The organism is Mitsuaria sp. GD03876, assembly GCF_029840635.1.
Taxonomy (GTDB): Bacteria; Pseudomonadota; Gammaproteobacteria; order Burkholderiales; family Burkholderiaceae_C; genus Roseateles.
This window is the reverse complement of record NZ_JAOCCU010000017.1, coordinates 54888-78241: the sequence shown is the minus strand read 5'-3', so window position 1 is coordinate 78241 and position 23354 is coordinate 54888. Positions and strand designations below refer to the sequence as shown.

Sequence of the window (23354 nt, the reverse complement as noted above, 5' to 3'; positions counted from 1 at the left end):
GCAGCCCAGGCAGTGACGCGGACGACGGTCTTCGAGTACGACGCCTTCGGCCAGCTCGTGCGGCGGACCACGGAACCCGAGGGCGACATCAACACCGTGCGCAGCGCGGAGGTGACCACGCGCGACCCCGGCACCGGCGTCCCGACGAAGCGGCAGGTGCTGTACCGGGATCCGCAGACCGGCCTGGACGTCGTGCGCGACCTGGAGACATTCACCTACGACCCGCGGTTCCGCTATGTCCTGGAGACCTTGAACGCGAAGTCCCACAAGGAGACGCGCGTCTATGACGACGGCCGCGGCGTGCTGCTGTCGTTGACGGGCCCCAACAACCTGACCACGAACTGGACCTACGACGCATGGGGCCGCAAGACAAGGGAGGACCGGGCCGACGGCAGCAGCCAGACCTATGCCTACCGAGGGTGCGTGGACAGCTGCGCCAACGGCGCGCAGCGGGTGCTGGTCACCCAGTCGTGGTTCGGCACGACGCAGCGCGAGGTGCCTCTCGAGGAGTTCTTCGACGCGCTCGACCGTCGCGTGCAGACCCGCACCTGGGGCTTCAAGGGCGAGCAGATCGTCGCGGACCGAATCTATGAGGAGAAGGGGCGGCTGGACCGGGTGTCACGCTCGCGCTTCGTCGGCGCCACGCCGGTCTTCGTCCGGTTCGCCTACGACGACCTGGGCCGTGCCATCGAGATCCGCACCCCCAACGCCGCCGGCGGCACGGACCTCAGCACGCAGACCTTCTCCGGCCTGACCCTGACGCGCGTCAACGCGAAGGGTCAGCGGCGGGTGGAGGTGCGCGACGGCATGGGCCCGTTGCGCACCGTGCGCGACGAGGACGGCTTCACCACGACCTTCGTCAACGATGGCTTCAGCGCGCTGGTGAAGGTGATCGACGCGCGCGGCAACGCGATCCGCATCGAGCGCGACGTGCTCGGGCGCCGCACCCGGCTGGTCGATCCCGACCTCGGCCAGCGCGTCTTCGCGATCGATCCGCTCGGGCAGGTGTATCGCCAGACCAATGCCAAGGGGCAGGTCACGACGATGGAGTTCGACGCGCTCGGCCGCATGACCCGGCGCCTGGCGCCGGACCAGGACGCGCGCTGGGAGTTCGACACGGCGGTCACCGGCGTCGGACGGCTCGCGGAGGCGTCCACCTGGCTCGGCGGCGTCAAGGACTACCGCGCGGTCCACGAGTACGACTCGGTCGGCCGCCACCGCCGCGTCACGGAGACGCTGGACTGGAACTACGTGACCGAGTTCAGCGTCGACGCGCTGGGCCGGCCAGGCGCCACGCTGCATCGCCGCCGGCCGCTGGATTCGCTGCTCGGGGTCAACAACGGCTACGCCTACTTCTACAACAGCTTCGGTTATCCCTCGAGCGTGATCTGGCTCTCGGACCGCGGCAGCGGCACCTTCGTGACGCGCAAGGCGCTGAGCCCCGACGGCGTGCCGACCGAGGAGGAGTTCGGCAACGGCATGGTGCGCCGCCGCACGATCAACCCGAACACCGGCCGCGTGGAAGGCATCGCCGCCGGCATGGGCGGCTCGCCCAACAACCGGCAGAACGACGTCTACACCTACGACTCGCTGGGCAACCTGGCCACGCGCACGCAGTCGGCCACCAACGGCGGCGCGAGCCTGACCGAGGTCTTCAGCTACGACGGCCTGAACCGGCTGGCGAGCTCGCAGTTGGCCGGGCAGCCGGTCAAGAGCTATGGGTACGACGCGATCGGCAACCTGGTGAGCCGGACCGGCGTGGGGCAGTACAGCTATCCGGCATCCGGCGCGGACAGCGTGCGGCCCCATGCGCTCAGCGCGATCCAGACTGCCAGCCCGGTCGCGGGCGTGAGCAACCCGGCCTTCAGCTACGACGACAACGGCAACCTCGTCGAGGGGCTGGGGCGTCGGTATGGATGGACCTCCTTCGACCAGGCGGCGACGATCGACCGGTTGTCGGGGGGCGCGGCCGTGCAGCGCACCGCCTTCGCGTTCGGACCGGACCGACAGCGGCTGCGCCAGACCATCAGCCCGATGTCGGGCGGGGTGCCGGGAGCCCCGACGCTGACCATCCACTACGCCAGCGGTCTGGAGAAGGAGGTCGACGTCGCGGCCAACCGGACGATCATCCGGGCCTACATGCCGTGGGGACTGGGCTACCTGGAGGAACGTCTGACCGGCACGGCGGTGACGCCGGGCGACCAGTCGATGCGCGCGCAGCGCTACTTCCTGAATGACCACCTGGGCAGCCTGGTGGCGGTGGCGGACGAATCGGGCAACCTGCTCAACCGCCTGAGCTACGACCCCTGGGGCAGGCGCCGCGGTGCCGACGGGCTGGACGATCCGGCGGGCGCCAGCGGATTCGGCGCGTTGAAGAACACCCAGGACCACACCGGCTACACGGGGCAGGAGCAATTGGACCAACTGGCCCTGGTACACCTGAACGGGCGGATCTACGACCCGATCGTCGGACGCATGGTGAGCGCGGATCCGACCGTGCCGGACGCGGACGACGGCCAGCAATACAACCGCTACAGCTACGTGCTGAACAACGCGCTGGCCTTCGTCGATCCGACCGGCTTCAGCAGCGCCGACCCGCTGCCGCGGATGATGTCCGACGGGGGCTTCGTCAACGGGATCAGCATCGGGCAGTTGCTGCAGGCCCAGGACAAGGACAAGCAGGAGCCGGTGGTCCTGCCGCCGAGCGTGATCGTCGGCAACTCGACCCCGCAGCTGGCCGGCATCGGCTTCGGTCACCTGTCCAGCGGCGGCGCGTTGCGGGCGCCGCCGGTCACGCTGCCCAAGGTGACCATCACCGGCGCCGCGACGCGGCTCGCCCTGACGCCAATCGGTTGGGTCATCGGGCTGGCCGTGCTGCCGGGCAACTTCGCGCAGAACGATCCCTGCAAGACCGGCGCGCTATGTGCGCCACCGCGCTGGAGCGATCGGGTCAGACTCCTGTCCGTCGCGGCCGGCGACAAGGGCGATGCGCTGAACGGCGAGGCGCCCTACAGCAGCATGAATCCGCCGCCGCCGGATCCCGATGACGATGAGCCGAGTTGGTCGAAGGCCCGCTCGGACTATTGGAAGGGCAAGGCTGACAAGGCCAAGCCCGGCGAGTACTCCCCCGAGAACCTGGCGCGGATGAAGGAGGGCAAGCCGCCGCTGCATGAGGAGTTCGGTGTTCCGAAGGAGCTGCACCACAAGGTGCCCCAACGCGAGGGAGGCAGCCATCAGCCGAGCAACCTGCAGGAAGTCTGGCCCTGGGAGCATGCAAAAATCGATCCGTTCCGGCACTACAACGGCCCCAAACCCCCGGGCTTCTGACCATGCAAGACAAGCCTTCGTTTGCTGCGCCCCTGGCACCCGTCATGAGCAAGGCCTTCACCGAAGCCGGTCAGCCTGACGTGGTGAAGTGGGAGGTCTTGCCTGTCACGGACGGGGAGCGTCTTTGCCTGGTGTTCGAGAGCGCCCGCGCCGGCGGCCGGCACGGCGTGTGGCTGATGACGGACGCGGGCTTGGTCGTGAACGGCCAGCGGGCGCCCAGCATGGACATCTGGCAGGACAGCGCGCCGCAAATCGTGGAGATCACCGTCGGCACTTCAGCCGGCGCGCTCCATCTCTACAACATCTGGGACACCGGCGACGGACGCGGCTCGCAATCCTGGAGTTCCGGCATGCGGGTCGAGGAGCTGCCGACCGGCCGACGCTATCGCTGCAACGACATCGGCTTCGATGGCCCCTTCGACGATCTCGTGTTCCGCATCGAGCGGATGAGTTCTTGAGCGTCCCGGGCCCATCTACCCGTGGCGAATGCATTCCTCCCGACTTCTCTCGCTCGCCTCCGCACCCACCGCCGCGCCGCTGGACGCGGCCGATTCCGCTCTCGCATGGCGGAGCCTCGGTCCCCGACATGAAGAGTTGGCGCAGTTGCTGTTCGCGAGGAACGGCTTCTTTGCGTTCGAGAGCGCGCTGCACGTCCTGCCTGCCGTCGAGACCGTCGCCGCGCCCGTCATCGGCGTGCAAGCATGGAACGCGCAGGACACCTGGCGGGATCGCTACGAGGACCTCCTGAGCGCAATCTTCTTCTTCGCCGAGGACGCCTTCGGCGGTCTCTTCGGCATCCGCGACAAGGAGATCGTCTCGTTCGAGCCGGAAACAGGAGACCTCGATGTCATGGCGGACAGCCTGGACGGCTGGGCGGCCGCCATCCTGTCAGACCATGCCCAATGGACCGGCCATCCGGTCGCCCACGCGTGGCAGGCCGCGCATGGTGCGATCCCCGCCGGCAAGCGGCTGCTGCCCAAGCGCCCGTTCATCCTCGGCGGCGCGTTCGACGTGGCCAACCTGTTCGCCGTGGACGCCGTCAAGGGCATGAGGTATCGCGGCGACCTCTGGCGGCAACTGCGCGACCTGCCCGATGGCGCGCAGGTCCGGCTGATGCCTTTGCCGCTGCACTAGCGACATCGTCACCGCGCCGTCGTCGCCACGTTCGGCGTCGGCGGCGCCGCCGACCTCAGCACCCACAGCACCGACGCGATCGACAGTCCGATCACCACGACGTTGCTGACCGCGAACAGCACCGGTGCCAGCGTGGCGAAGAGCCGATCGCCAGCGCCGCGCTCGGCGAAGCGCATCGTGCCGGTCGCGATCGCGGTCACGCCGAAGGTGAAGCCCCAGTACGACAGCGTGAACGGCTGGCGGATCCACGGCAGCAGCCGCGCCACCATCAGCGCCTGCACCAGCGCGTAGCCCAGCAGCATCCGCGCGATCAAGTCGGGCGGACCGACCGTCACCGCCGCGTACGCCAGCAGCGACACCGCCGGCGGTGCCATCTGGATACCCAGCGTCGGACGCAGCGGCGCCGGCAGCGGCTCGACCGTCAGCAACCGGCCCAGGATGATCGATTCCTGGACGATCCACGCCAGCACGCCGGCGCCGAAGAACAGCTGGCCCCACTCCGGCCAGCCCAGCGCGGACATGCCGATCGCCGACACCAGGTTCGTGCCCACCGTCGGCAGGTAGAGCACCGGCGTGGTCGTCTTCTCGTCGCGCCCGCCGCGCCACAGCCCGCCATGGCGCCAGAGGCCGAAGAGCAGCGCACCCACCGCGCCGCCGACGATCAGCACGCTGCCCGCGGCATGCGCGTGCGGCAGCACCCCGACGCCCGCGAGCATCGTCGCCACCGGCGCCAGCGCGACGAAGCAGCACAGGATCGGATGCGCGATCTCGGCCCGCGCGTCGTCGCGCGCGAACAGCCACTTGGCGGCGAAGCGGATCGCCAGCACCGCCCAGACGGCGACGCCCACGGCCATCACCGCCTCGCCGATCCAGGCCGGGAAGCCCCACAGCCGCGCGGCCACCCGCCAGTTGTTGCCCAGGCCCGTCAGGCCCAGGACCATGCTGAAGTAAGAGGCGGGGATCGCCCAGCGCGATGCGGTCATTCGGAGGCTCCTCGGTTCACGCGACGGCGATCCTCCGCGCGATGCCCCCCGCTTGTCCATCGGGCGGCGCCCGGTGTGTGCGATTCGAGGCCGCGTCCCCCGCGGCGCTCAGAGGTCCAGCGTCAACGCCTCGCCCTCGGCGCGCGACACGCAGACGCACATCAGGCGCTCGTCCGACCGCTGCGCCGCGGTCAGCACCTCGTCGCGGTGCGCGGGCGTGCCGTCGATCACCGGCGTCGCGCAGGTGCCGCAGGTGCCCGTCCGGCATGACGCCGGCACGCGCACGCCCTGCGCCTCCGCCACCTCCAGGATCGACCGGCCCACCGGCACGACCAGGTCCTTGCGGCTGCGCACCAGATGCACGACGAACTCGCGGTCACCGGCCTTGGCCGCGTCGACGCTGAATTTCTCGACGTGCACGCGCGCACCATCGACACCGGCGGCCGCGGCGCTTGCCGTCACGGCGTCGATCAGGCGCGTCGGCCCGCAGGTGTAGACGTGGTCGTCGTCGCCAAGGCCGCGCATCAGCGCCGCGACATCGAGCCGCCCGCCCTCGTCCTTCGCATGGACCTTCACGCGCTCGCCGAAGGCGGCGATCAGTTCACCGAGGAAGGCCGCCTGCGATCGGGCACGCACCGCGTAGTGCAGCTCGAAGTCCAGGCCCCGCGCGGCCAGCGCATGCGCCATCGCCTTGATCGGCGTGATGCCGATGCCGCCGGCGATCAGCACGGACCGGCGCGATCGGCGTGTCGGTCCGTTCGAGTCATCCGACCCATGAGGATCGTCGGCGAGCGCGAACAGATTGCGCGGCATCGAGCAGTTCAGCCGCACGCCGAGCGCGAAATCCTCGTGCGCCGCCGTCGATCCGCCTTTGCCGTCAGGCTCGCGCTGCACCGCGATCTCGTAGGCATCGGTCCGGTCCGGGCTCGAGGCGATCGAGTAGCTGCGCGTCGACGCCGTGCCGTCGGCCAGGCGCACCGGCACGTCCAGGTGGGCGCCGGCGATCACCGCCGGCAACGCCGAGCCATCGGTGGACCGCAATTCAAACGCGCGCACGGACGGCGTCAGCTGCCGCACGCCGGTGATCGTCAGCGCGAGCGGGCCGTCGCCGAGCACCAGCGGCTCGGTGACGCCGGAGCGAGCGCCGTCCGCGCCACCGAATGCGTCACCCGATGTGGCGCCCGGTGCGCTACCCGATGTGGCGCCCGGTGCGGCGCCCGATACAGCGCCCGATGCAGCGCCCGGTGCGGCGCCCGGTGCGGCGCCCGATACAGCGCCCGGTGCGGCGCCCGCATTTGCGGCGGTCAGCGCCGCCTTCGCCTCGGCCAACTGCGCCTTGAGCTTCTGCACCTGCGCCCGCATCGGCGCCATCAGCGACGCGACCTCCGCTTCGGTGAAGCGCGGCGTGATGTGCTGCGGGCAGTTCCAGTCCCAGCCTTCGATGGTGATGACGAAGGCCCGCTCGACCGTCGCGCCATAGCTGTCGTCGCGCACGGCGGCGATCGCGGCGTCGGCCTCGGCGCTCTCGCCGGCCTCGACCAGGCGCACGCGCCCGAGCAGCTTCAGGCGGCGGCGATTCGGGAAGTCCACCAGGATCAGCGAAATCCGGTCGTCCCGCCGCAGGTTGCCCACGCTCAGGTAATGCAGGTTGCCGCGGTAGTCCGCGAAGCCGAGGGTCTTCGCGTCCAGCACCTTCAGGAAGCCCTTCGGCCCGCCGCGGTGCTGCACGTAGGGCCAGCCGGTCTCGCTGACGGTGGCCTGGAAGAAGTGGTCGGCCTCGGCGATGAACTGGGCCTCGCGCGGCGTCAGCACGTCGCCGCGCTCGCTCATCACGTCCAGGAAGGCGTACTGCTCGCGGCTGCCCTTCTCCACCTGGACCTCACGGACCGTGGGCGTGAAGGTGATGTCGGAATAGGCGCGTCCCATGGCGGACTCCCGGTGGCGGTGGCGGATCGGTGTCGACCGCGATGACGATCACGTGCGCGATCACGTGCGCGATGACGTGCGCGATGGCGTGCTCGATGACGTGCGACGACGGCGGAAACCGAAGGCCCGCGGCGGTGGCCGCGGGCTCGGCTCACGCCGTCGTCGGCAACTCGAGCTTGACGCTCGGGAAGTCGATCTCGACCAGGCTGGCCTTGCCCAGGATGTTGGTCAGGAAGTTCATGCCGACGTGCGTGATGATCTCGACGATCTGCGCCTCGTCCACGCCGGCGGCGCGGACCTCGGTCAGCTCCAGCGCGCTGACCTCGCCCCGCTTCTCCATCAGGCTGCGCGCGAACTTCAGGATCGCGGCCGAAGTGTCGTCGTCGCTGGTGCCGGCGCGGGCCGCGGCGATCTCGTCGGCGGACAGCCCGGTCTTGCGGCCGATCGCCGTGTGCGCCGAGACGCAGTACTGGCAGCCGTTCTGCTGCGCCAGCGCCAGCGCGATGCGCTCGCGGTCCAGCGGGTCGAGGCTGCCGCCGCCCGCGACGCCGTACAGGCCGAGGAAGGCCTGCAGCGCCGTCGTCGAGTTGGCGAAGACCTTCAGGAAGTTCGGGACCATGCCCAGCTGCGCCTGGATCGCGTCCAGCAGGACCTTCTGCTCGGGCGAGGCGGTGGCGGGTTCGACGACGTGGATGCGGCTCATGACGGGCTCCTTGGGGAAGCGGTTGGGGTGAGCGAATGGTGGGCGCGACGGGCCGCGGAGAGAATCGGCGCGCCTGGGAAATGACTCTTTCGGAAACGGGAAAGATATGGACAAGCTCGATGCGATGGCGATCTTCGTGGCCGTCGTCCAGGAGGGCGGCTTCTCCGCGGCGGCGCGCCGGCTCGGCGTCTCCGCGCCGGTGGTGACGCGCGCGGTCAGCGAGCTCGAGGCCGCGATGAAGGTGCGGCTGCTGGTGCGCACGACCCGCGTGGTGAAGGTCACCGAGGTCGGCGAGCGCTACGCGCAGGACTGCCGCCGGCTGCTCGGCGAGCTGCAGGACATCGAGCAGGCGGCCAGCGGATCGCACGGCGCGGTCAAGGGCCGGCTGGTGGTCAGCGCGTCGGTGATGTACGGGCGGCTCAAGCTCAACACGGTGGTGCTCGACTACCTGCGGCGCTATCCGGAGGCGGAGGTCGAATGCCGGCTGCTGGACCGCAACGTCAACCTGCTCAACGACGACGTGGACGTGGCGATCCGCATCGGGGCGCTGCCCGATGCCTCCTTCCACGCGACACCGCTGGCCACGGTGCGCCGCATCGTCTGCGCGTCACCCGGGTACCTGAAGCGCCATGGCACGCCGAAACGGCCCGAGGACCTGGCGCGGCACGCGCTGGTCGCGGCGCTCGGCGTGGAGCCGGGCCACGACTGGAAGTTCCGCGCGGGTCCCGGCGCGGAGGCGGCGACGGTCGCGGTGCCGGTGAGGCCGCGCCTGGCGACCAACAACAACGATCACGCGATCCTCGCGGCGTCCGAGGGGCTGGGGCTGACCCGCGTGCTGTCGTACATGGTCGAGGCCCAGATCGCCGACGGCACGCTGGTGGAGGTGCTCGCGAAGCACGCGCCGCCGGCGGTGCCGGTGCAGGCGCTGCAGCACCAGGGGCTGCTCGCGTCGCGCAAGGTGCGCGCGTTCATCGACCTCGCGGTCGAGCACCTGCGCCGGTGACCCGGCCGAGGCGGCATCGGCGCGGCCCCGCCGACGCACCGTCAAGGTGGTGTCGACGTGGCGTCGATGTGGTGTCGGCGTGGTGTCGGCATGGTGCCGACGTGAGTTCGGCGTGAGGCCGTCGTTCAGTTGAGCAGCACCACGCGGCCGAGCGCCGCGAGCGGCCGCTCCATCACGCGCTGCACGCCGGGGCGCAGCATCAGCGGCTTGAGCATCATCCGCACCGCCAGGTCCATCGGCAGGTTGGCGCTGACCAGCTTGATCGCCTGCGCCGTCAGCGCCTCGGCGTTCTCGATCGGCGCGGGGCCGCCGTCGAGGGCGCCGCTGCTCAGGCGCGCCTTCACCGCGTGGCGCAGCGCGATCGTCGCGTCCTCGCGGCGCAGTTCCAGCGCGCGGCGCACCAGCGCCGCGATCACCTGGCCGCGATGCAGGCCCTCGATCTCGCGGTACTTGCGGAAGAACGAATAGAAGTTCTTGTAATGCCGCACCTCGTCGCAGCGGATGCGCCAGAACAGGTCGCGCAGCACCGGCTCGTCGCAGGCCTGGTGCAGCGCCTGGTAGTAGGTCGTGGTGCCCATCTCGACGATGCAGCGCGCCACCATCTCCTGCCCGCGCGTGGGCTCGAGCTGGTCCATCGTGCACAGCCGCGCGTACTCCTCGAAGAAGCCGGCGTAGGCGCTCTCCCAGTCGAAGCCGGGCCAGACCCGCTGCACGTAGGCCTTCAGCGCCGCGCCGTGCTGCAGCTCCTCGGGCTCCCAGTGGTCGCGCAACCAGGCGGCGACCTCGGGGTCGTCGTCGAAATGCTCGATCAGGTTGCGGGTGTAGGTATCGCTGCCGCTTTCGATGAAGGACGCGCTGCACACGTTCAGGAACAGCGCGTCATGAGCGCGCACGCGCTCGATCTCGATGCGGGACAGCGCCAGGTCGTCCAGGGACCAGCTCGTCGAAGACATGGGCGCGATCATGCCTCAAGGGCCGGCAATCCGTGTGCGTGGCCGGGCACGGACCTCGATGCCATCGGGGCATCGGGTCATGCGGCCATGAGGCGATCGGGTCATCGGGCGATCGGGCCGTGGGGGAATCTCGGCGAAGCCCCGGTGACATCGCCGGTCTTTGCATGGGCGGGTCACGCCCGGGCCGCAGAATGGCGGCGCCGTTCCGCCTCGAACCTCGATGCCCAAACGCTCCTCCTCCGCCGCCCTGCGCAAGGCCTGGCAGCAAGGCCTGCGCGCCGTCACGGGCCAGGTCTTGCGCGCGACGCGCGACGCCACGAAAGCCGCCACCACGGCCGCCACGAAGGCCGCCAGGCAGGCCGGGGTGCACGACGCGGTGCCCGGCCTGCAGAAGACACCGCCGCATCCGTCGCCCGGCCTGGGCGACTGGATCGCCGGCGTGGCGACCGGGCGCACCGGGATGCGGCGTTATCGGCTCTTCCGGCCCGCCGGGCTGCCGGCGGGTGAGCGCGCGCCGCTGCTGGTGATGCTGCACGGCTGCGGCCAGGACGCCGCCGGCTTCGCGCGCAGCACGCGGATGAACCGGCTCGCCGCGCGCGAGGGCTTCCTGGTGCTCTATCCGGAGCAGAGCCGGCTGGCCAATCCGCAGCGCTGCTGGAACTGGTTCGACACCGAGACCGGCCGCGCCCAGGGCGAGGCCGCGTTGATCCTGGCGGCGATCGACCAGGTCTGCCTGCTCTATCCCGCCGATCGCGAGCGCGTCGGCATCGCGGGGCTCTCCGCCGGCGCGGGCATGGCCGCGCTGCTGGCGACGAGCCACCCCACGCGTTTCCGCGCCGTGGCGATGCATTCCGGCGTGCCACCGGGGCTGGCGAGCTCCGCGACGACGGCGCTGCGCGCGATGCGCGGCAAGGCGGCGAGCCCCGAGCTCGCGCCGCCGGCCGACGGCGCCGCCTGGCCGCCGCTGCTCGTCGTCCAGGGGACGGAGGACCGCATCGTCGCGGCGTCGAACGCGGCGGAGGCGGTGCGGCAGTGGTCGCTCGCGGCCGGCGCGACGACGCGGCGCGCTCGCACCGTGCAGCGCGGGCGGCGATGGCCGATGGAGGTGGTCGAGTTCAAGCGCGGCCGCGCGATCGCCGCGACGCTCGTCGCGATCGAGGGCCTCGGCCACGCCTGGAGCGGCGGCGCCGCGAAGCAGCCGTTCAGCGATCCGCAGGGACCGGACGCCAGCACGATGATCTGGCGCTTCATCGCCAAGCAGTGCCGATAGGCCTGCGGTGCGTCGGCGTCGCATCGCGTCGACGCCAGGAACGCGGAGGCCGTCCCGGGCCTCGAAGCGCGGCGCCAATGAAAAAGCCGCTCCGGAGAGCGGCTCTTCTGGCGCGGGCCCGCGCGTGGGGCCCGGATGCGGGTGGGCTCAGTTGCCGGTCGTGCCGTTGGTCGGCCGGACCAGTTCGCCGCCCTGCAGGCGCAGCGCGTCGCCGGACACGGCGTTCACCGGGGCGAGCGCGCCCTGGTCGGTGCGGCGGCACAGGTTGGTGCCCAGCGTCTGGACGCACTGGCGGGCCTCGGCGGTCTTCTTGCCGTCCTCGGGCTTGGTCTCGGGCGCGGCGCAGGCCGACAGGATCAGCGTCGCGGCGGCAGCCACCAGCGCGATCAATGGGGAACGATGCATGACGGAACTCTCCCTGAAGGTGCTTCTTCTCGCGCCGGAACGGGCGTCCCGCGCGCAAGCCCGGCACCTTAGCAGTCCGGATGCCGGCACCGTCTGCTGGTTTTCACCGGATGAAGTCGGTCATGCCGTGCGGCGATCGCCCCGGCGGCCCGACGACGCCCCGCTCAGGGCGCCACGCCGCTGCCGGCCAGCACGCCCCGCCACTGCAGCTGCTGCTCGGCGAACTGCCGCCAGGCCTCGTCCGCCAGCGCCTGGTGGCGATCGGCGTCCGCGGTCTCGCCCAGTTGCCGGAAGGTCTGCGCCAGGCGGCTGTGGGTGATCGCCCGGTCGTCGAGCTCGCAATCGGGATCGAGCTCGATCTCGGCCTCGCGCGCCTGGTGCAGCGCATGCTCGCCCTGGCCCAGGTTGGCCCGGCACCAGGCCAGGTCGGACAGCAGGCTGCTGCCCAGCCGCTCCAGCCCCAGCGACATCGCCTGCGGCAGGTGTTCCTCGTAGAGGCGGCGCGCCTCGTCGAACTCGCCCTGCATCGTCAGCACCTGCGCGCGCAGCACCGGCGTCAGGTCGGCCATCATCTGCGCGCCGACCGCCTCGTCGAAGTGGTGCATCGAGTCGACCGTCAGCAGCAGCTCCGGCCCGCGCGCGGTGTGGCCCGACAGGCTCTCGCGGCGCAGCTGCGACGCGCGCATGCCGGCCATGTTGAACATCAGCGCCGACAGCGACGCGTCGTCGCCCTCCACCGCCGCGTGACGGCGGGCGCGGATGTACCAGCGCTGCGCGGACTCGATGTCGCCGGCGTAGTGCCAGCCCACGCCCATCGCCATCGCCACGCGCGCCAGCGCCACGTTGTGCACCGGCAGCGCCTCGTCGAGGCAGCGCTTCGCATGCTCCACCAGCGCCGCCGGGTCGTGCCGGATGAAGGCCAGCTGCGCCAGCCAGGCCGAGGCCAGCACCCGCACCTCGACCAGCGCCGGCGAGGTCGTCGCGATCGCGTGGGCGCGCTGGATGCGGTCCCAGGCCTGCTGCGCGACGAAGCCGTTGTAGTAGCTCATCAGCCCTTCGGCCATGTGCAGCCAGGCGCCGATCTCCGGATGCGGATGCTGGAACGACAGCTGGTGCAGCGCCGTCAGCGCCTCGCGCGCCTCGCCGACCGCGCCGTGCCGGGCCAGCAGCATCGCGCGCTTGGCCCGCGCGGCCGCCGAGGACATCGGCGACGCCGCCGCGGCGATGTCCTTCTCCAGCTGCTTGAGCAGCCGGGACTTGATCACTTGCGACGGGGTCGCGTCGGGCGAGGCGTCTTGCATGCCGGTCTCAGCGGGTCAGCCGGTCCAGCGCTTCCTGGTACTTCGCGGCCGTGTTGGCGATCACGTCCGCGGGCAGCGCCGGCGGCGGCGCGACCTTGCCCCAGGGCTGGCCGTCGACGGTGGCCTGCTCCAGCCAGTCGCGCAGGAACTGCTTGTCGTAGCTCGGCGGATTGCTGCCGACCGCGTAGCTCTCCGCCGGCCAGTAGCGCGAGGAATCGGGCGTCAGCACCTCGTCCATCAGCGTCAGCGTGCCGTCGGCGTCCAGGCCGAACTCGAACTTGGTGTCCGCGATGATGATGCCCTTGGCCAGCGCGATGTCCGCGGCGCGCTGGTAGAGCTGGATCGCGATGTCGCGCACGCGCTCGGCCATCTCGCGGCCGATGATCTGGGCGCAGCGCTCGAAGTCGATGTTCTCGTCGTGGTCGCCCATCTCCGCCTTGGTCGCCGGCGTGAAGATCGGCTGCGGCAGCTTGCTGGCGTTCTGCAGTCCCGCGGGCAGCTCGACGCCGCAGACCTTGCCGCCGGCCTTGTACTCGGACCAGCCGCTGCCGGCCAGGTAACCGCGCACCACCGCCTCGATCGGCAGCGGCTTCAGGCGCTTGACCAGCATCGCGCGGTCGCGGACCTGGTCCTTCTCGGCGTCGGTGACGACGGACAACGGGTCCTCGCCGGTCAGGTGGTTGGGGACGATGCCCTGCAGCTTGTCGAACCAGAACAGCGCCATCTTCGTCAGCAGCGCGCCCTTGCCGGGGATGGGCTCGCCCATGATGACGTCGAAGGCCGAGATGCGGTCCGACGCGATCATGAGGATGCGGTCCTCGCCGACCGCGTAGTTCTCGCGGACCTTGCCGCGCGCGATCAGGGGAAGGGAAGTCAGCGAGGAGGTGTGCAGGGCGGCGGTCATGGCGTTCGGTCGGACGGAACCGGAGGCAAAACCGGGATTCTAGAGGCGCGAGGTGAAACGCCGCCGTCCGCGCGACCCGCCCTTCGGGGTCACAACGCGCCGAAACCGGCGTAGCGCGCGACGAAGCGGGCCTTGCCCTCGCGCTCGAAGCGGGCCTCGTCCCAGTCGCCGGCGTCGAGCCGCTCGGCCGGTGCCGGCCGGAAGAGATAGGTCCAGGCCCGGCGCCAGCTGCCGTCGGCCAGCGTGACCAGCACCTCGTGGCGCTCGTAGTCGGCGCCCTCGAAGCGGTCGAGCCGCGCCCAGGCGGCCTCGGGCACGTCCAGGTAAAGCCGGCCGACGACCTGGTGGCCGGCCGAGGGAATCATCGCGGGATAGTCGTGGCCGCGCACCGGATGGCGCGCGTGGTCGGCCAGCGTCGCGGCCAGCGGCGGCGCGAAGGGCGAGCCCCCCTCGCCGCAGACGCGGGCCATGATGTCCGGCCACATCAGCGTGCCGTAGGTGAAGACGTGAGCCATCGACGTGCGGACGGGCCCTGTGCGGGCCGGAAATGAAAGGACCGGCGCGGGGCCGGTCCGGGAAGCGCCTTACTGGACGACTTGCGCCAGCTCGCCGCGGGCGTAGGCGGTCGCGACCTCGGTCAGCGGACGCGGCTTGATCTTCGATGCCTGGCCTTCGCAGCCGAACTCCAGGTAACGCGCCTTGCAGACCAGCTTGGCGGCCTCGCGGGCGGGCTTGAGCCACTCGCGGGCGTCGAACTTGTCGGGGTTCTCGGCCAGGAACTTGCGCACCGCGCCGGTCATCGCCAGGCGGATGTCGGTGTCGATGTTGATCTTGCGCACGCCGTGCTTGATCGCTTCCTGGATCTCCTCGACCGGCACGCCGAAGGTCTCCTTCATCTGGCCGCCGTACTGGTTGATGATCGCCAGCAGTTCCTGCGGCACGCTCGACGAGCCGTGCATCACCAGGTGGGTGTTGGGAATGCGCTTGTGGATCTCCTTGACGCGGGAGATCGCCAGGATGTCGCCGGTGGGCTTGCGCGAGAACTTGTAGGCGCCGTGGCTGGTGCCGATGGCGATGGCCAGCGCGTCCAGCTGCGTGGCCTTGACGAAGACCGCGGCCTCTTCCGGGTCGGTCAGCATCTGGCTGTGGTCCAGCTTGCCGACGGCGCCGATGCCGTCTTCCTCGCCCGCGTCGCCGGTCTCCAGGTTGCCCAGGCAGCCCAGCTCGCCCTCGACGGTGACGCCGACCTTGTGCGCCATCTCGACGACGCGGCGGGTCACGTCCACGTTGTAGTCGAAGCTCGCCGGCGTCTTGCCGTCGTCCATCAGCGAGCCGTCCATCATCACCGAGCCGAAGCCCAGGTTGATCGCGCCCTCGCAGACCTTGGGGCTGGTGCCGTGGTCCTGGTGCATCACCAGCGGGATGTGCGGGTAGGCCTCGACCGCGGCCTGGATCAGGTGCTTGATGAACGGTTCGCCGGCGTACTTGCGGGCGCCGGCGCTGGCCTGCAGGATCACCGGAGCGCCGACCTCGTCGGCGGCGGCCATCACGGCCTGCACCTGCTCCAGGTTGTTGACGTTGAACGCCGGAATGCCGTAGCCGTTTTCGGCCGCGTGGTCCAGCAGCTGGCGCATCGAGACGAGTGCCATGAGAGTTCTCCGAGGAAGTGAAAAATCCTGTGCCGCGGGCGGCGACCCTGCCTCGCCGTAACCGCGCCGTAACTGGGCGGGATTCTAGCCAGCCGACATGACCGGCTCTGTAACGAACCTGGGGTTCCCCCTGAACTGGTGCCATACCAGCGCCCCCGCCCGGCGGGCGAAAGGCGCCCCGGCCGGGGGCCCGCCGACCGCGGCTCCCCCTGGACGGGGGTCTTCGCGGTTGCGTGGCGGCGGAGGCGGCCGGTAGGCTTCGCCCCGGCGGAGCAAGTGCCGTGCCTTGTCCCGCGCCCGCGTTCTCCAGGAGCCTCATGACCCGCCTCGCGATCGACCAGCTGACGCTGTGGATCACCGCCGCCGCCAACGAGCATTCGCTGGACCTGCCCGCGTACGTCGAGGAGCGCACCGGCGCCAGCCACCGCGCGACGCTGGCCGCGCTGCGCCGGCTGGTCGAGGCCCAGTGGCTGACCCGCGGCGGCACCTCGCGCCGGCCGGTCTTCGGCCCGGGCGCGCTGCGCCAGGTCGCGCGCAGCTACACGCTGCACGGGCTGATGGAGGACGTCGCGTGGCAGCGCGACTTCGCGCCCCACTTCACCCTGCCGCGCCCGGTCGCGCGGATGATCCAGCACGGCTTCACCGAGCTGGTGAACAACGCCATCGACCACAGCGGCGGCACCAGCGTCACCGTGTCGCTGCGCCAGACGCCGACCCATGCGCAGCTGCTGATCTCCGACGACGGCTGCGGCGTGTTCGAGCGCATCCGCGACACCTACGAGCTGACCGACGCGCGTCACGCGATGCTGGAGCTCAGCAAGGGCCGGCTGACGACGCAGCCGCAGGCGCATACCGGGCGGGGACTGTTCTTCAGCTCGCAGCTGGCCGACGTCTTCGACATCCACGCCAACGGCCGCGCGTTCCAGCGCCGCGCCTGGGAAGGCAACGCCTGGAAGGACGGCAAGGGCCTGCCGCGCCAGGGCAGCTCGATCTACATGGCGATCGCGCTGGAAAGCACCCGCACGCTGGAGCAGGTGCTGGAGCAGTGGAGCGTGGACGGCAGCGGCATCGCCTTCGACCAGACCCGGGTGATGCTGAACCTGGTGGTGGGCACGGGGCAGATGCTGGACTCGCGCGCGCAGGCGCGGCGGGTGGCGGCGCGGCTGCCGCAGTTCAAGCGGGCCGAGGTCGATTTCGCCGGCGTGGACGACGTCGGCCATGCCTTCGCCGACGAGCTGTTCCGCGTCTTCGCGCGGGCGCACCAGGAAGTGGAACTCGTGCCCCTGAACATGACGCCGCGCATCGCCGCGCTGGTGCAGGCGGCGCGCAACGGCTGACCGCCGGGCGTCGCCGCTCGGCGGCCGCCCCTCCGAGACGGATCGCCGGCCGGCCTGTCCGCGCGGCTCAGAGCTCGCTGTCCACCAGCGTCTGGATCGCGGCGCGGGCGCGGTGGATCGCGTCGTCCAGGCGCGGCAGCAGCGCCGCGGCCTCGCTGCCCCGGGCGGCGCCGAAGACGATGCCTTCCTCCACCAGCGGCGTCGGCAGCACGCGGAACTGGTCGCCGCCCCGCAGCCCGCGCAGGCGGCGCTCCAGCGCGGCGGCGCTGCCGCGATGGGTCGCGAGCATCGCGTCGCAGCGTCCCGCCGCGAGCATGCGCGCGCGGGTGTCGAGGTCGTTGCCGCCGGTCTCGACGCGGAACAGCTCCCGGCGTGCCTCCTCGAAGGCCGCGCCATAGGTCGCGCCGCGCGACACGCACAGCGTGCGGCCGCGCAGGTCCTCGAGCCGTTCGAACGGGATGGGCCGCGCCTTCGTCACGACCAGCCAGCCGCGGCTGACGAAAGCCGGCTGGCTGTAGGCGAAGACCTTGTCCCGCGCCGGGCTGCGCGACAGGCCGAAGACCAGGTGCTGGCCGAGCTCCCCGCCCAGCAGCGCGCGCGGCCAGGGCAGCAGCAGCAATTCCCATTGCAGGCCGGCGGACTCGGCGATCAGCTTGAGCAGCGGCAGGACGAAGGGCTTGTGGGTCTGGTCGCTGATGGCGAGCCGGACCAGTTCCTTCGGTGGAGCGGCGGGCCGCGCGCCGGGCGCGCCCGGTTGCGCGCGGGCGCCGTCCAGGCCTGCCGCCGCGGCCGCGCCACCGATCAGCAGATCGCGGCGGCGCAGCGCTGGCATGGCATCCCCCGGGGCGTCAGGCGACGCGGCAGACCTTCAGCATGTTGGTGCCGCCCGGGTAGCCCATCGGCTCGCCGCAGGTGATCGCGTAGGTATCGCCCGGCATCAGCACGCCGCGCTCGATCAGCAGGTCCTCGGCCGCCTTGAGCGCCTCGTCGCGGTCGTTGAAGTTGGGCATCAGCAGCGGCGTGACGTTGCGATACAGCGCCATCTTGCGCTGCGTCAGTACCTGCGAGGTCAGCGCGAAGATCGGCACGTGGATGCGGTGGCGGCTCATCCACAGCGCGGTGGAACCGGACTCGGTCAGCGCCACGATCGCCTTGCAGCCCAGGTGGTGCGCCGTGAACAGCGCGCCCATCGCGATCGACTGGTCGATGCGGCCGAACTGGCGGTTGGCGAAATCGGTGTCCAGCGTCACGAACTCGGCGTTCTCCGCCTCGAGCGCGATCGCGGCCATCTGCTGGATCGTCTCCACCGGGAAGCGGCCCGCGGCGGTCTCGGCGCTCAGCATCACCGCGTCGGTGCCGTCCAGCACCGCGTTGGCGACGTCCGAGACCTCGGCGCGCGTCGGCACCGGGTTCACGATCATCGACTCCATCATCTGCGTCGCGGTGATGCAGACCTTGTCGAGCTCCAGCGCCATCTTGATCATGCGCTTCTGCAGCGCGGGCACCGCGGCGTTGCCGACTTCCACCGCCAGGTCGCCGCGGGCGACCATGATGCCGTCGGACGCCTTCAGGATCGCCTCCAGGTGCGGGATCGCCTCGTAGCGCTCGATCTTGGCGATCATCCCCGGCTTGTGGCGATACGGCTCGCCGGCCACGTTGGCCAGCTGGCGCGCCATCTCCATGTCCGTCGCGTTCTTCGGGAAGGACACCGCCAGGTACTCGCACTGGAACGACATCGCGGTCTTGATGTCCTCCATGTCCTTGCCGGTCAGCGCCGGCGCCGTCAGGCCGCCGCCCTGCTTGTTGATGCCCTTGTTGTTGGACAGCTCACCACCCTGCTTCACGATCGTGTGCACCTGCGAACCGCGCACCGCCTCGACCGTCAGCACCAGCAAACCATCGTTGAGCAGCAGCGTGTCGCCCGGCTTCACGTCGCGGGGCAGCTCCTTGTAGTCCAGGCCCACCACCATCTCGTTGCCGGGCTCGGTGCGATCGGCGTCGAGCACGAACGGCGTGCCGTTCACCAACTCGATCTTGCCGTTCTCGAACTTGCCCACCCGGATCTTCGGACCCTGCAGGTCCGCCATGATCGCCACCTGCTTCCCCGCCCGCGCAGCCGCCTCACGCACCATCCGCGCCCGGTCAATGTGATCCTGCGCCTTGCCGTGCGAAAAATTCAGCCGCACCACGTCGACACCCGCTTGAATCATCCTCTCCAGCACCTCCGGCGAAGAAGACGCAGGACCCAGGGTGGCAACAATCTTGGTGGCTCGGGACATGACTTGTCTCTGTCTGAAATTTAGTTACAGCGGTCGATTATGAGGCGCTAATGCGACCGTGGGACGGTTTCCGGGAGTTACGGAACGGTTTCCAACGGTCGCCTCCTGCATCGGCCAGGCGCCGGAGGCATGTCCACCCCCGGCGACTCGTCCCTCGCGAGGGGCGCCCAACTCGGTCCGCTCGCCTTCGGCTCTCTGCCCTCAAACAGTCCGCGCCCAGTCAGTCTTGAAGGCGCGCTCCGCGCGCCCCTCGCTCAGCTCGTCGCCGGGGGTGGCCATGCCTCCCCAGCAGCACCGAGCTTCGCGTCACTTCACGCCTTGCGCCTTCACGTCGGCACTGGCCAGCGCCGTCATGTTGACGATCCGGCGCACCGTCGCCGACGGCGTCAGGATGTGCACCGGACGCTTCGCGCCCAGCAGGATCGGACCCACCGTCACGCCCTGGCCACCGACGATCTTCAGCACGTTGAACAGGATGTTCGCGGCATCCAGCGTCGGCAGCACCAGCAGGTTGGCCGCACCCTTCAGCGTCGAGTCCGGCAGGAAGGTGCCGCGCACGTCCTCCGACAAGGCCGCGTCGCCGTGCATCTCGCCGTCGCATTCGATGTCCGGATGACGGGCCGCGAACAGGTCGCGCGCCTGCCGCATCTTGATCGCCGACGGCCGCTTGCTGCTGCCGAACATCGAGTGCGACAGGAACGCCACCTTCGGCGGCAGGCCGAAGCGCTGCAGCTCCTCGGCCGCCTGCGCGGCGATGTCGGCCAGCTGTTCCGCGGTCGGGTCGTCGTTGACGAAGGTGTCCGCGATGAACAGCGTGCGCTGCTCCAGCATCAGCGCGTTCATCGTCGCGAAGTTCGACACCTCCGCCTTCAGGCCGATCAGGTCCTTCACATGCTCCAGGTGCGAGTCGAACCGGCCCACCAGGCCGCAGATCATCGCGTCCGCGTCGCCGAGCTGGATCGCCAGCGCGCCGATCGTCGTGTTGGAGCGCCGCACCGCCGCCTTGGCCATCTCCGGCGTGAAGCCGTTGCGGCCCATCGCGTGGTGGTACGCCTCCCAGTACTGGCGGAAGCGGTGATCGTTCTCGGGGTCGATCACCGCCGCGTCCTCGCCCAGCTTCAGGCGCAGGCCCGCGCGCTTCAGGCGCATCGCGATGACCTCGGGCCGGCCGATCAGCGTCGGGCGGGCCAGGCCTTCGTCCAGCGCCACCTGCACCGCGCGCAGCACGCGTTCATCCTCGCCCTCGGCGTAGATGACGCGCGCCGGATGGGCCTTGGCCTCGGCGAAGACCGGACGCATGAACATGCCGGTCTGGTAGACGAAGCGCGAGAGCTGCTCGCGGTAGGCCGCCATGTCCTGGATCGGCCGCGTCGCGACGCCGGACTCCTCCGCCGCCTTGGCCACCGCCGGCGCGATGCGCAGGATCAGCCGGCTGTCGAAGGGCTTGGGAATGATGTAGTCGGCGCCGAAGGCCAGGTCCTGGCCCGGGTACGCGGCGGCGACTTCCGGCGGCGTCTCGGCCTTGGCCAGCGCCGCGATCTCGCGCACGCAGGCCAGCTTCATCGCCTCGGTGATCTTGGTCGCGCCGCAATCCAGCGCGCCGCGGAAGATGTACGGGAAGCACAGGACGTTGTTGACCTGGTTCGGATAGTCCGAGCGGCCGGTCGCCACGATGCAATCCGGCCGCGCTTCCTTGGCCAGCTCCGGACGGATCTCCGGCTCCGGATTCGCCAGCGCCAGGATGATCGGCTGGCGCGCCATGGTCTTGACCATCTCGCCGGTCAGCACGCCGGCGGCCGAGCAACCCAGGAACACGTCGGCGTCCTTGACCACGTCGGCCAGCGTGCGGGCCGGCGTGATCTGGCAGTAGCGGCGCTTGGACTCATCGAGCTTGGCGGCATCGGCGCGCTCGCTGTGGATCACGCCCTTGGAGTCGACGACGAAGACGTTCTCGCGCTTCACGCCCAGGCCGACCATCACGTCCAGGCAGGCGATGGCCGCGGCGCCGGCGCCCGACACCGCCACCTTCACCGCGCCGATGTCCTTGCCCACCAGCTCCAGGCCGTTGAGCAGCGCCGAGCTCGAGATGATCGCCGTGCCGTGCTGGTCGTCGTGGAAGACGGGGATGTTCATCCGCGCGCTCAGCTGCTTCTCGATGTAGAAGCACTCCGGCGCCTTGATGTCCTCCAGGTTCACGCCGCCCAGCGTCGGCTCCATCGCCGCGATGATCTCGACCAGCTTGTCGGGATCGCGCTCGGCGAGCTCGATGTCGAAGACGTCGATGCCGGCGAACTTCTTGAACAGGCAGCCCTTGCCTTCCATCACCGGCTTGGCGGCCAGCGGGCCGATGTCGCCCAGGCCCAGCACCGCGGTGCCGTTGGTGACCACGCCGACCAGGTTGCCGCGCGAGGTGTACTCCGCCGCCAGCGACGGGTCCTTCTCGATGTCCAGGCAGGGATAGGCCACGCCCGGGGAATAGGCCAGCGACAGGTCGCGCTGGTTGGCCAGCGGCTTGGTCGGGGTGACCGCGATCTTGCCGCGCGTCGGGGTGCGGTGATAGTCCAGCGCCGCCTCGCGCAGTGCGGCCTCGGCGGGGCTCAGGCCAAGGCCGTCGTTCTTGTCGGTCATGCAAATCTCCGTCGCGATGAAAGGGGCCCCGGCGGCGTCCGGTGGCGCGCAGGGAAGGCGCCTGTAATCGTCCGGTAACGGTGCCGGGGGGCGCCGAGCTTAATCCTGCGCTTCCCGCGACGCGATGAATTCAGCTTTAACTCCCATGCAAAGATGGCAATCGCCCATGCACGCGATGAAGCGCGCATCGGGATTTGCCCTCAAGTTAGAGCGATCCCCCGAGATCGGACGGCAAGTGCGCGCAGCCGTGCATCGGTCACGGCGGGCGAGGAACGCGCTCACTAGAATCCCGCCCGCCCTCGTCCAAGCCCTGAGCCTCCCACCGTGCCTGTCCAACGCTCCCTCCCGCGTCGCGCGCTGCTGCGCCTGACCGCCGCCCTGCCCTTCGCCCCGCTCACCGTCCCGCTCGCCGCCGCCTTCGGCCCGGCCGCCGCGTCCGCGCAGGCCGCCGCCGCGCTGGCCGGGGCGGGCGCCTCGTTCCCGTCGCTCGTGTACACGCGCTGGGCCGCGGCCTACGAGAAATCCAAGGGCCAGCCCGTGGCCTACAAGCCGACCGGCTCCGGCGACGGCGTCAAGCAGATCACCGCGCGCAGCGTGGCCTTCGGCGGCAGCGATTCGCCGCTGGTGGCCGACGACCTGGCCAAGCGCCGGCTGATCCAGATCCCGATGCTGGTCGGCGGCATCGTGCCGGTCGTGAACCTGCCGGGCGTGCCCGAGGGCCGGCTGCAGCTCTCCGGCGACCTGCTGGCCGAGCTGATGGCGGGCCGCATCGCGAAGTGGAACGACGGCCGCATCGCCGCGCTCAACCCGGGCGTCGCGCTGCCGGCGCTGCCGGTCCGGCGCATCGTGCGCGCCGACAAGTCGGGCACGACCGAGGGCTTCACCAAATACCTGAGCGCCGTCTCCCCGGCCTTCGCCAAGGACGTCGGCGCGAGCCCGCTGCCGAAGTGGCCCGGCGAGGTCGAGGCCGCCGAGGGCAACGACGGCATGGCCAAGGCGCTCAAGGCCGCGGCCGGCACGCTGGCCTACGTCAGCTACGACCGCGTGCAGCGCGACAAGCTCAACGGCGTGCGGCTGCGCAACGCGGCGGGCCAGTGGGTCGCCGCCGGCGAAGCCGGCTTCAAGTCCGCCATCGCCAACAGCGACCTCTCGCGCAAGGGCGACGACCTGGCCTCGCTGATGGACCGCGAAGGCAACGACAGCTGGCCCATCACGATGACCAGCTTCGTGCTGATCGACGCGTCGCCGGCCAAGGGCGAGAGCGCCGGCCCGGTGATGAGCTTCCTCTACTGGTGCTTCATGCACGGCGACGACCTGACCCGCGGCACCGGCTTCGCGCCGCTGCCGGTGGCGCTGCAGTCCAAGCTCGCCGCGCGCTTCGCCGCGGTCCGGCCGCAGGATGGCAAGCTGCCGCCGTACCTGGCGCTCTGAGCCGTCCTGGCCGCCTCCTCCGCGAGCGGCGTGAACGCGGCGTGAAGACGCGCGCCGCGTGGTATTTCCCCGGGGGTCATGCCTTTCGTCATGGGGGTGCCTTTGGCATAGGCTGACGGCC

Annotated in this window: 19 protein-coding genes; 7 read left to right on the top strand and 12 right to left on the bottom strand. The window is 70.6% G+C overall.

Annotated elements, in window-relative coordinates; translation table 11 throughout:
* Positions 1-12: 12 nt before the first annotated feature.
* The 3 genes from N5D62_RS12955 (at position 13) to N5D62_RS12945 (ending at position 4461) form a co-directional block, all read left to right on the top strand.
* Positions 13-3327: an RHS repeat-associated core domain-containing protein gene (locus N5D62_RS12955; protein ID WP_279758235.1), complete on the top strand. Its 3315-nt coding sequence runs from the start codon at positions 13-15 to the stop codon at positions 3325-3327.
* A 44-nt stretch (positions 3328-3371) separates the two neighbouring features.
* Positions 3372-3785 (top strand): hypothetical protein, encoded by a 414-nt coding sequence (locus N5D62_RS12950; protein ID WP_279758234.1) that lies wholly within the window; start codon positions 3372-3374, stop codon positions 3783-3785.
* A gap of 145 nt (positions 3786-3930) precedes the next feature.
* Positions 3931-4461 (top strand): SMI1/KNR4 family protein, encoded by a 531-nt coding sequence (locus N5D62_RS12945; RefSeq protein ID WP_279758233.1) that lies wholly within the window; start codon positions 3931-3933, stop codon positions 4459-4461.
* An 8-nt stretch (positions 4462-4469) separates the two neighbouring features.
* On the opposite strand, the gene tehA is transcribed toward N5D62_RS12945, so the two are convergent.
* From tehA to N5D62_RS12930, 3 genes are all read right to left on the bottom strand, one after another.
* On the bottom strand, positions 4470-5444 hold the full coding sequence (tehA, locus tag N5D62_RS12940; RefSeq protein ID WP_279758232.1) for a dicarboxylate transporter/tellurite-resistance protein TehA: 975 nt from the start codon (positions 5442-5444) through the stop codon (positions 4470-4472).
* 108 nt (positions 5445-5552) lie between these two features.
* On the bottom strand, positions 5553-7370 hold the full coding sequence (locus N5D62_RS12935; protein ID WP_279758231.1) for a pyridoxamine 5'-phosphate oxidase family protein: 1818 nt from the start codon (positions 7368-7370) through the stop codon (positions 5553-5555).
* 151 nt (positions 7371-7521) lie between these two features.
* Positions 7522-8073 (bottom strand): peroxidase-related enzyme, encoded by a 552-nt coding sequence (locus N5D62_RS12930; RefSeq protein WP_279758230.1) that lies wholly within the window; start codon positions 8071-8073, stop codon positions 7522-7524.
* A gap of 106 nt (positions 8074-8179) precedes the next feature.
* On the opposite strand from N5D62_RS12930, the gene N5D62_RS12925 reads away from it, so the two are divergent.
* The gene (locus tag N5D62_RS12925; protein WP_279758229.1) at positions 8180-9076 is read left to right on the top strand and encodes a LysR family transcriptional regulator; all 897 of its coding nucleotides are present in this window, start codon (positions 8180-8182) and stop codon (positions 9074-9076) included.
* Positions 9077-9201: 125 nt separating this feature from the next.
* On the opposite strand, the gene N5D62_RS12920 is transcribed toward N5D62_RS12925, so the two are convergent.
* The gene (locus tag N5D62_RS12920) at positions 9202-10029 is read right to left on the bottom strand and encodes a ferritin-like domain-containing protein (RefSeq protein ID WP_279758228.1); all 828 of its coding nucleotides are present in this window, start codon (positions 10027-10029) and stop codon (positions 9202-9204) included.
* Positions 10030-10249: 220 nt separating this feature from the next.
* Here N5D62_RS12920 and N5D62_RS12915 point away from each other — a divergent pair, with 220 nt between their 5' ends.
* Positions 10250-11299: a PHB depolymerase family esterase gene (locus tag N5D62_RS12915; protein ID WP_279758227.1), complete on the top strand. Its 1050-nt coding sequence runs from the start codon at positions 10250-10252 to the stop codon at positions 11297-11299.
* A gap of 147 nt (positions 11300-11446) precedes the next feature.
* Here N5D62_RS12915 and N5D62_RS12910 read toward each other — a convergent pair whose 3' ends face one another.
* The 5 genes from N5D62_RS12910 to fba all read right to left on the bottom strand — a co-directional run bounded on the left by N5D62_RS12910 (position 11447) and on the right by fba (position 15558).
* Positions 11447-11704: a hypothetical protein gene (locus tag N5D62_RS12910; RefSeq protein WP_279758226.1), complete on the bottom strand. Its 258-nt coding sequence runs from the start codon at positions 11702-11704 to the stop codon at positions 11447-11449.
* A 164-nt stretch (positions 11705-11868) separates the two neighbouring features.
* On the bottom strand, positions 11869-13005 hold the full coding sequence (locus N5D62_RS12905) for a hypothetical protein (protein WP_279758225.1): 1137 nt from the start codon (positions 13003-13005) through the stop codon (positions 11869-11871).
* Positions 13006-13012: 7 nt separating this feature from the next.
* Entirely contained in the window at positions 13013-13909 is an 897-nt protein-coding gene (locus tag N5D62_RS12900; RefSeq protein WP_279758224.1) for a phosphoribosylaminoimidazolesuccinocarboxamide synthase, read from the bottom strand.
* An 89-nt stretch (positions 13910-13998) separates the two neighbouring features.
* Positions 13999-14424, bottom strand: a complete 426-nt coding sequence (locus N5D62_RS12895; protein WP_279758223.1) for a gamma-glutamylcyclotransferase — start codon at positions 14422-14424, stop codon at positions 13999-14001.
* A gap of 69 nt (positions 14425-14493) precedes the next feature.
* Positions 14494-15558, bottom strand: coding sequence for a class II fructose-bisphosphate aldolase (gene fba / locus N5D62_RS12890; RefSeq protein ID WP_279758222.1), 1065 nt, complete (start codon positions 15556-15558; stop codon positions 14494-14496).
* A 317-nt stretch (positions 15559-15875) separates the two neighbouring features.
* On the opposite strand from fba, the gene N5D62_RS12885 reads away from it, so the two are divergent.
* On the top strand, positions 15876-16895 hold the full coding sequence (locus tag N5D62_RS12885; protein ID WP_279758221.1) for a DUF4325 domain-containing protein: 1020 nt from the start codon (positions 15876-15878) through the stop codon (positions 16893-16895).
* 67 nt (positions 16896-16962) lie between these two features.
* Here the strand turns inward: N5D62_RS12885 and N5D62_RS12880 are convergent, their stop codons facing one another.
* From N5D62_RS12880 to N5D62_RS12870, 3 genes are all read right to left on the bottom strand, one after another.
* Positions 16963-17727 (bottom strand): transporter substrate-binding domain-containing protein, encoded by a 765-nt coding sequence (locus tag N5D62_RS12880; protein ID WP_279758220.1) that lies wholly within the window; start codon positions 17725-17727, stop codon positions 16963-16965.
* Positions 17728-17743: 16 nt separating this feature from the next.
* Positions 17744-19174: a pyruvate kinase gene (pyk, locus tag N5D62_RS12875; protein ID WP_279758219.1), complete on the bottom strand. Its 1431-nt coding sequence runs from the start codon at positions 19172-19174 to the stop codon at positions 17744-17746.
* Positions 19175-19480: 306 nt separating this feature from the next.
* A complete protein-coding gene (locus N5D62_RS12870) occupies positions 19481-21802 on the bottom strand; it encodes an NADP-dependent malic enzyme (RefSeq protein WP_279758218.1) in 2322 nt (773 codons plus the stop codon).
* 324 nt (positions 21803-22126) lie between these two features.
* On the opposite strand from N5D62_RS12870, the gene pstS reads away from it, so the two are divergent.
* Positions 22127-23233 carry a phosphate ABC transporter substrate-binding protein PstS gene (gene pstS, locus N5D62_RS12865; RefSeq protein WP_279758217.1) on the top strand — a complete coding sequence of 369 codons (1107 nt, stop codon included), beginning with the start codon at positions 22127-22129 and terminating at the stop codon, positions 23231-23233.
* Positions 23234-23354: the final 121 nt, after the last annotated feature.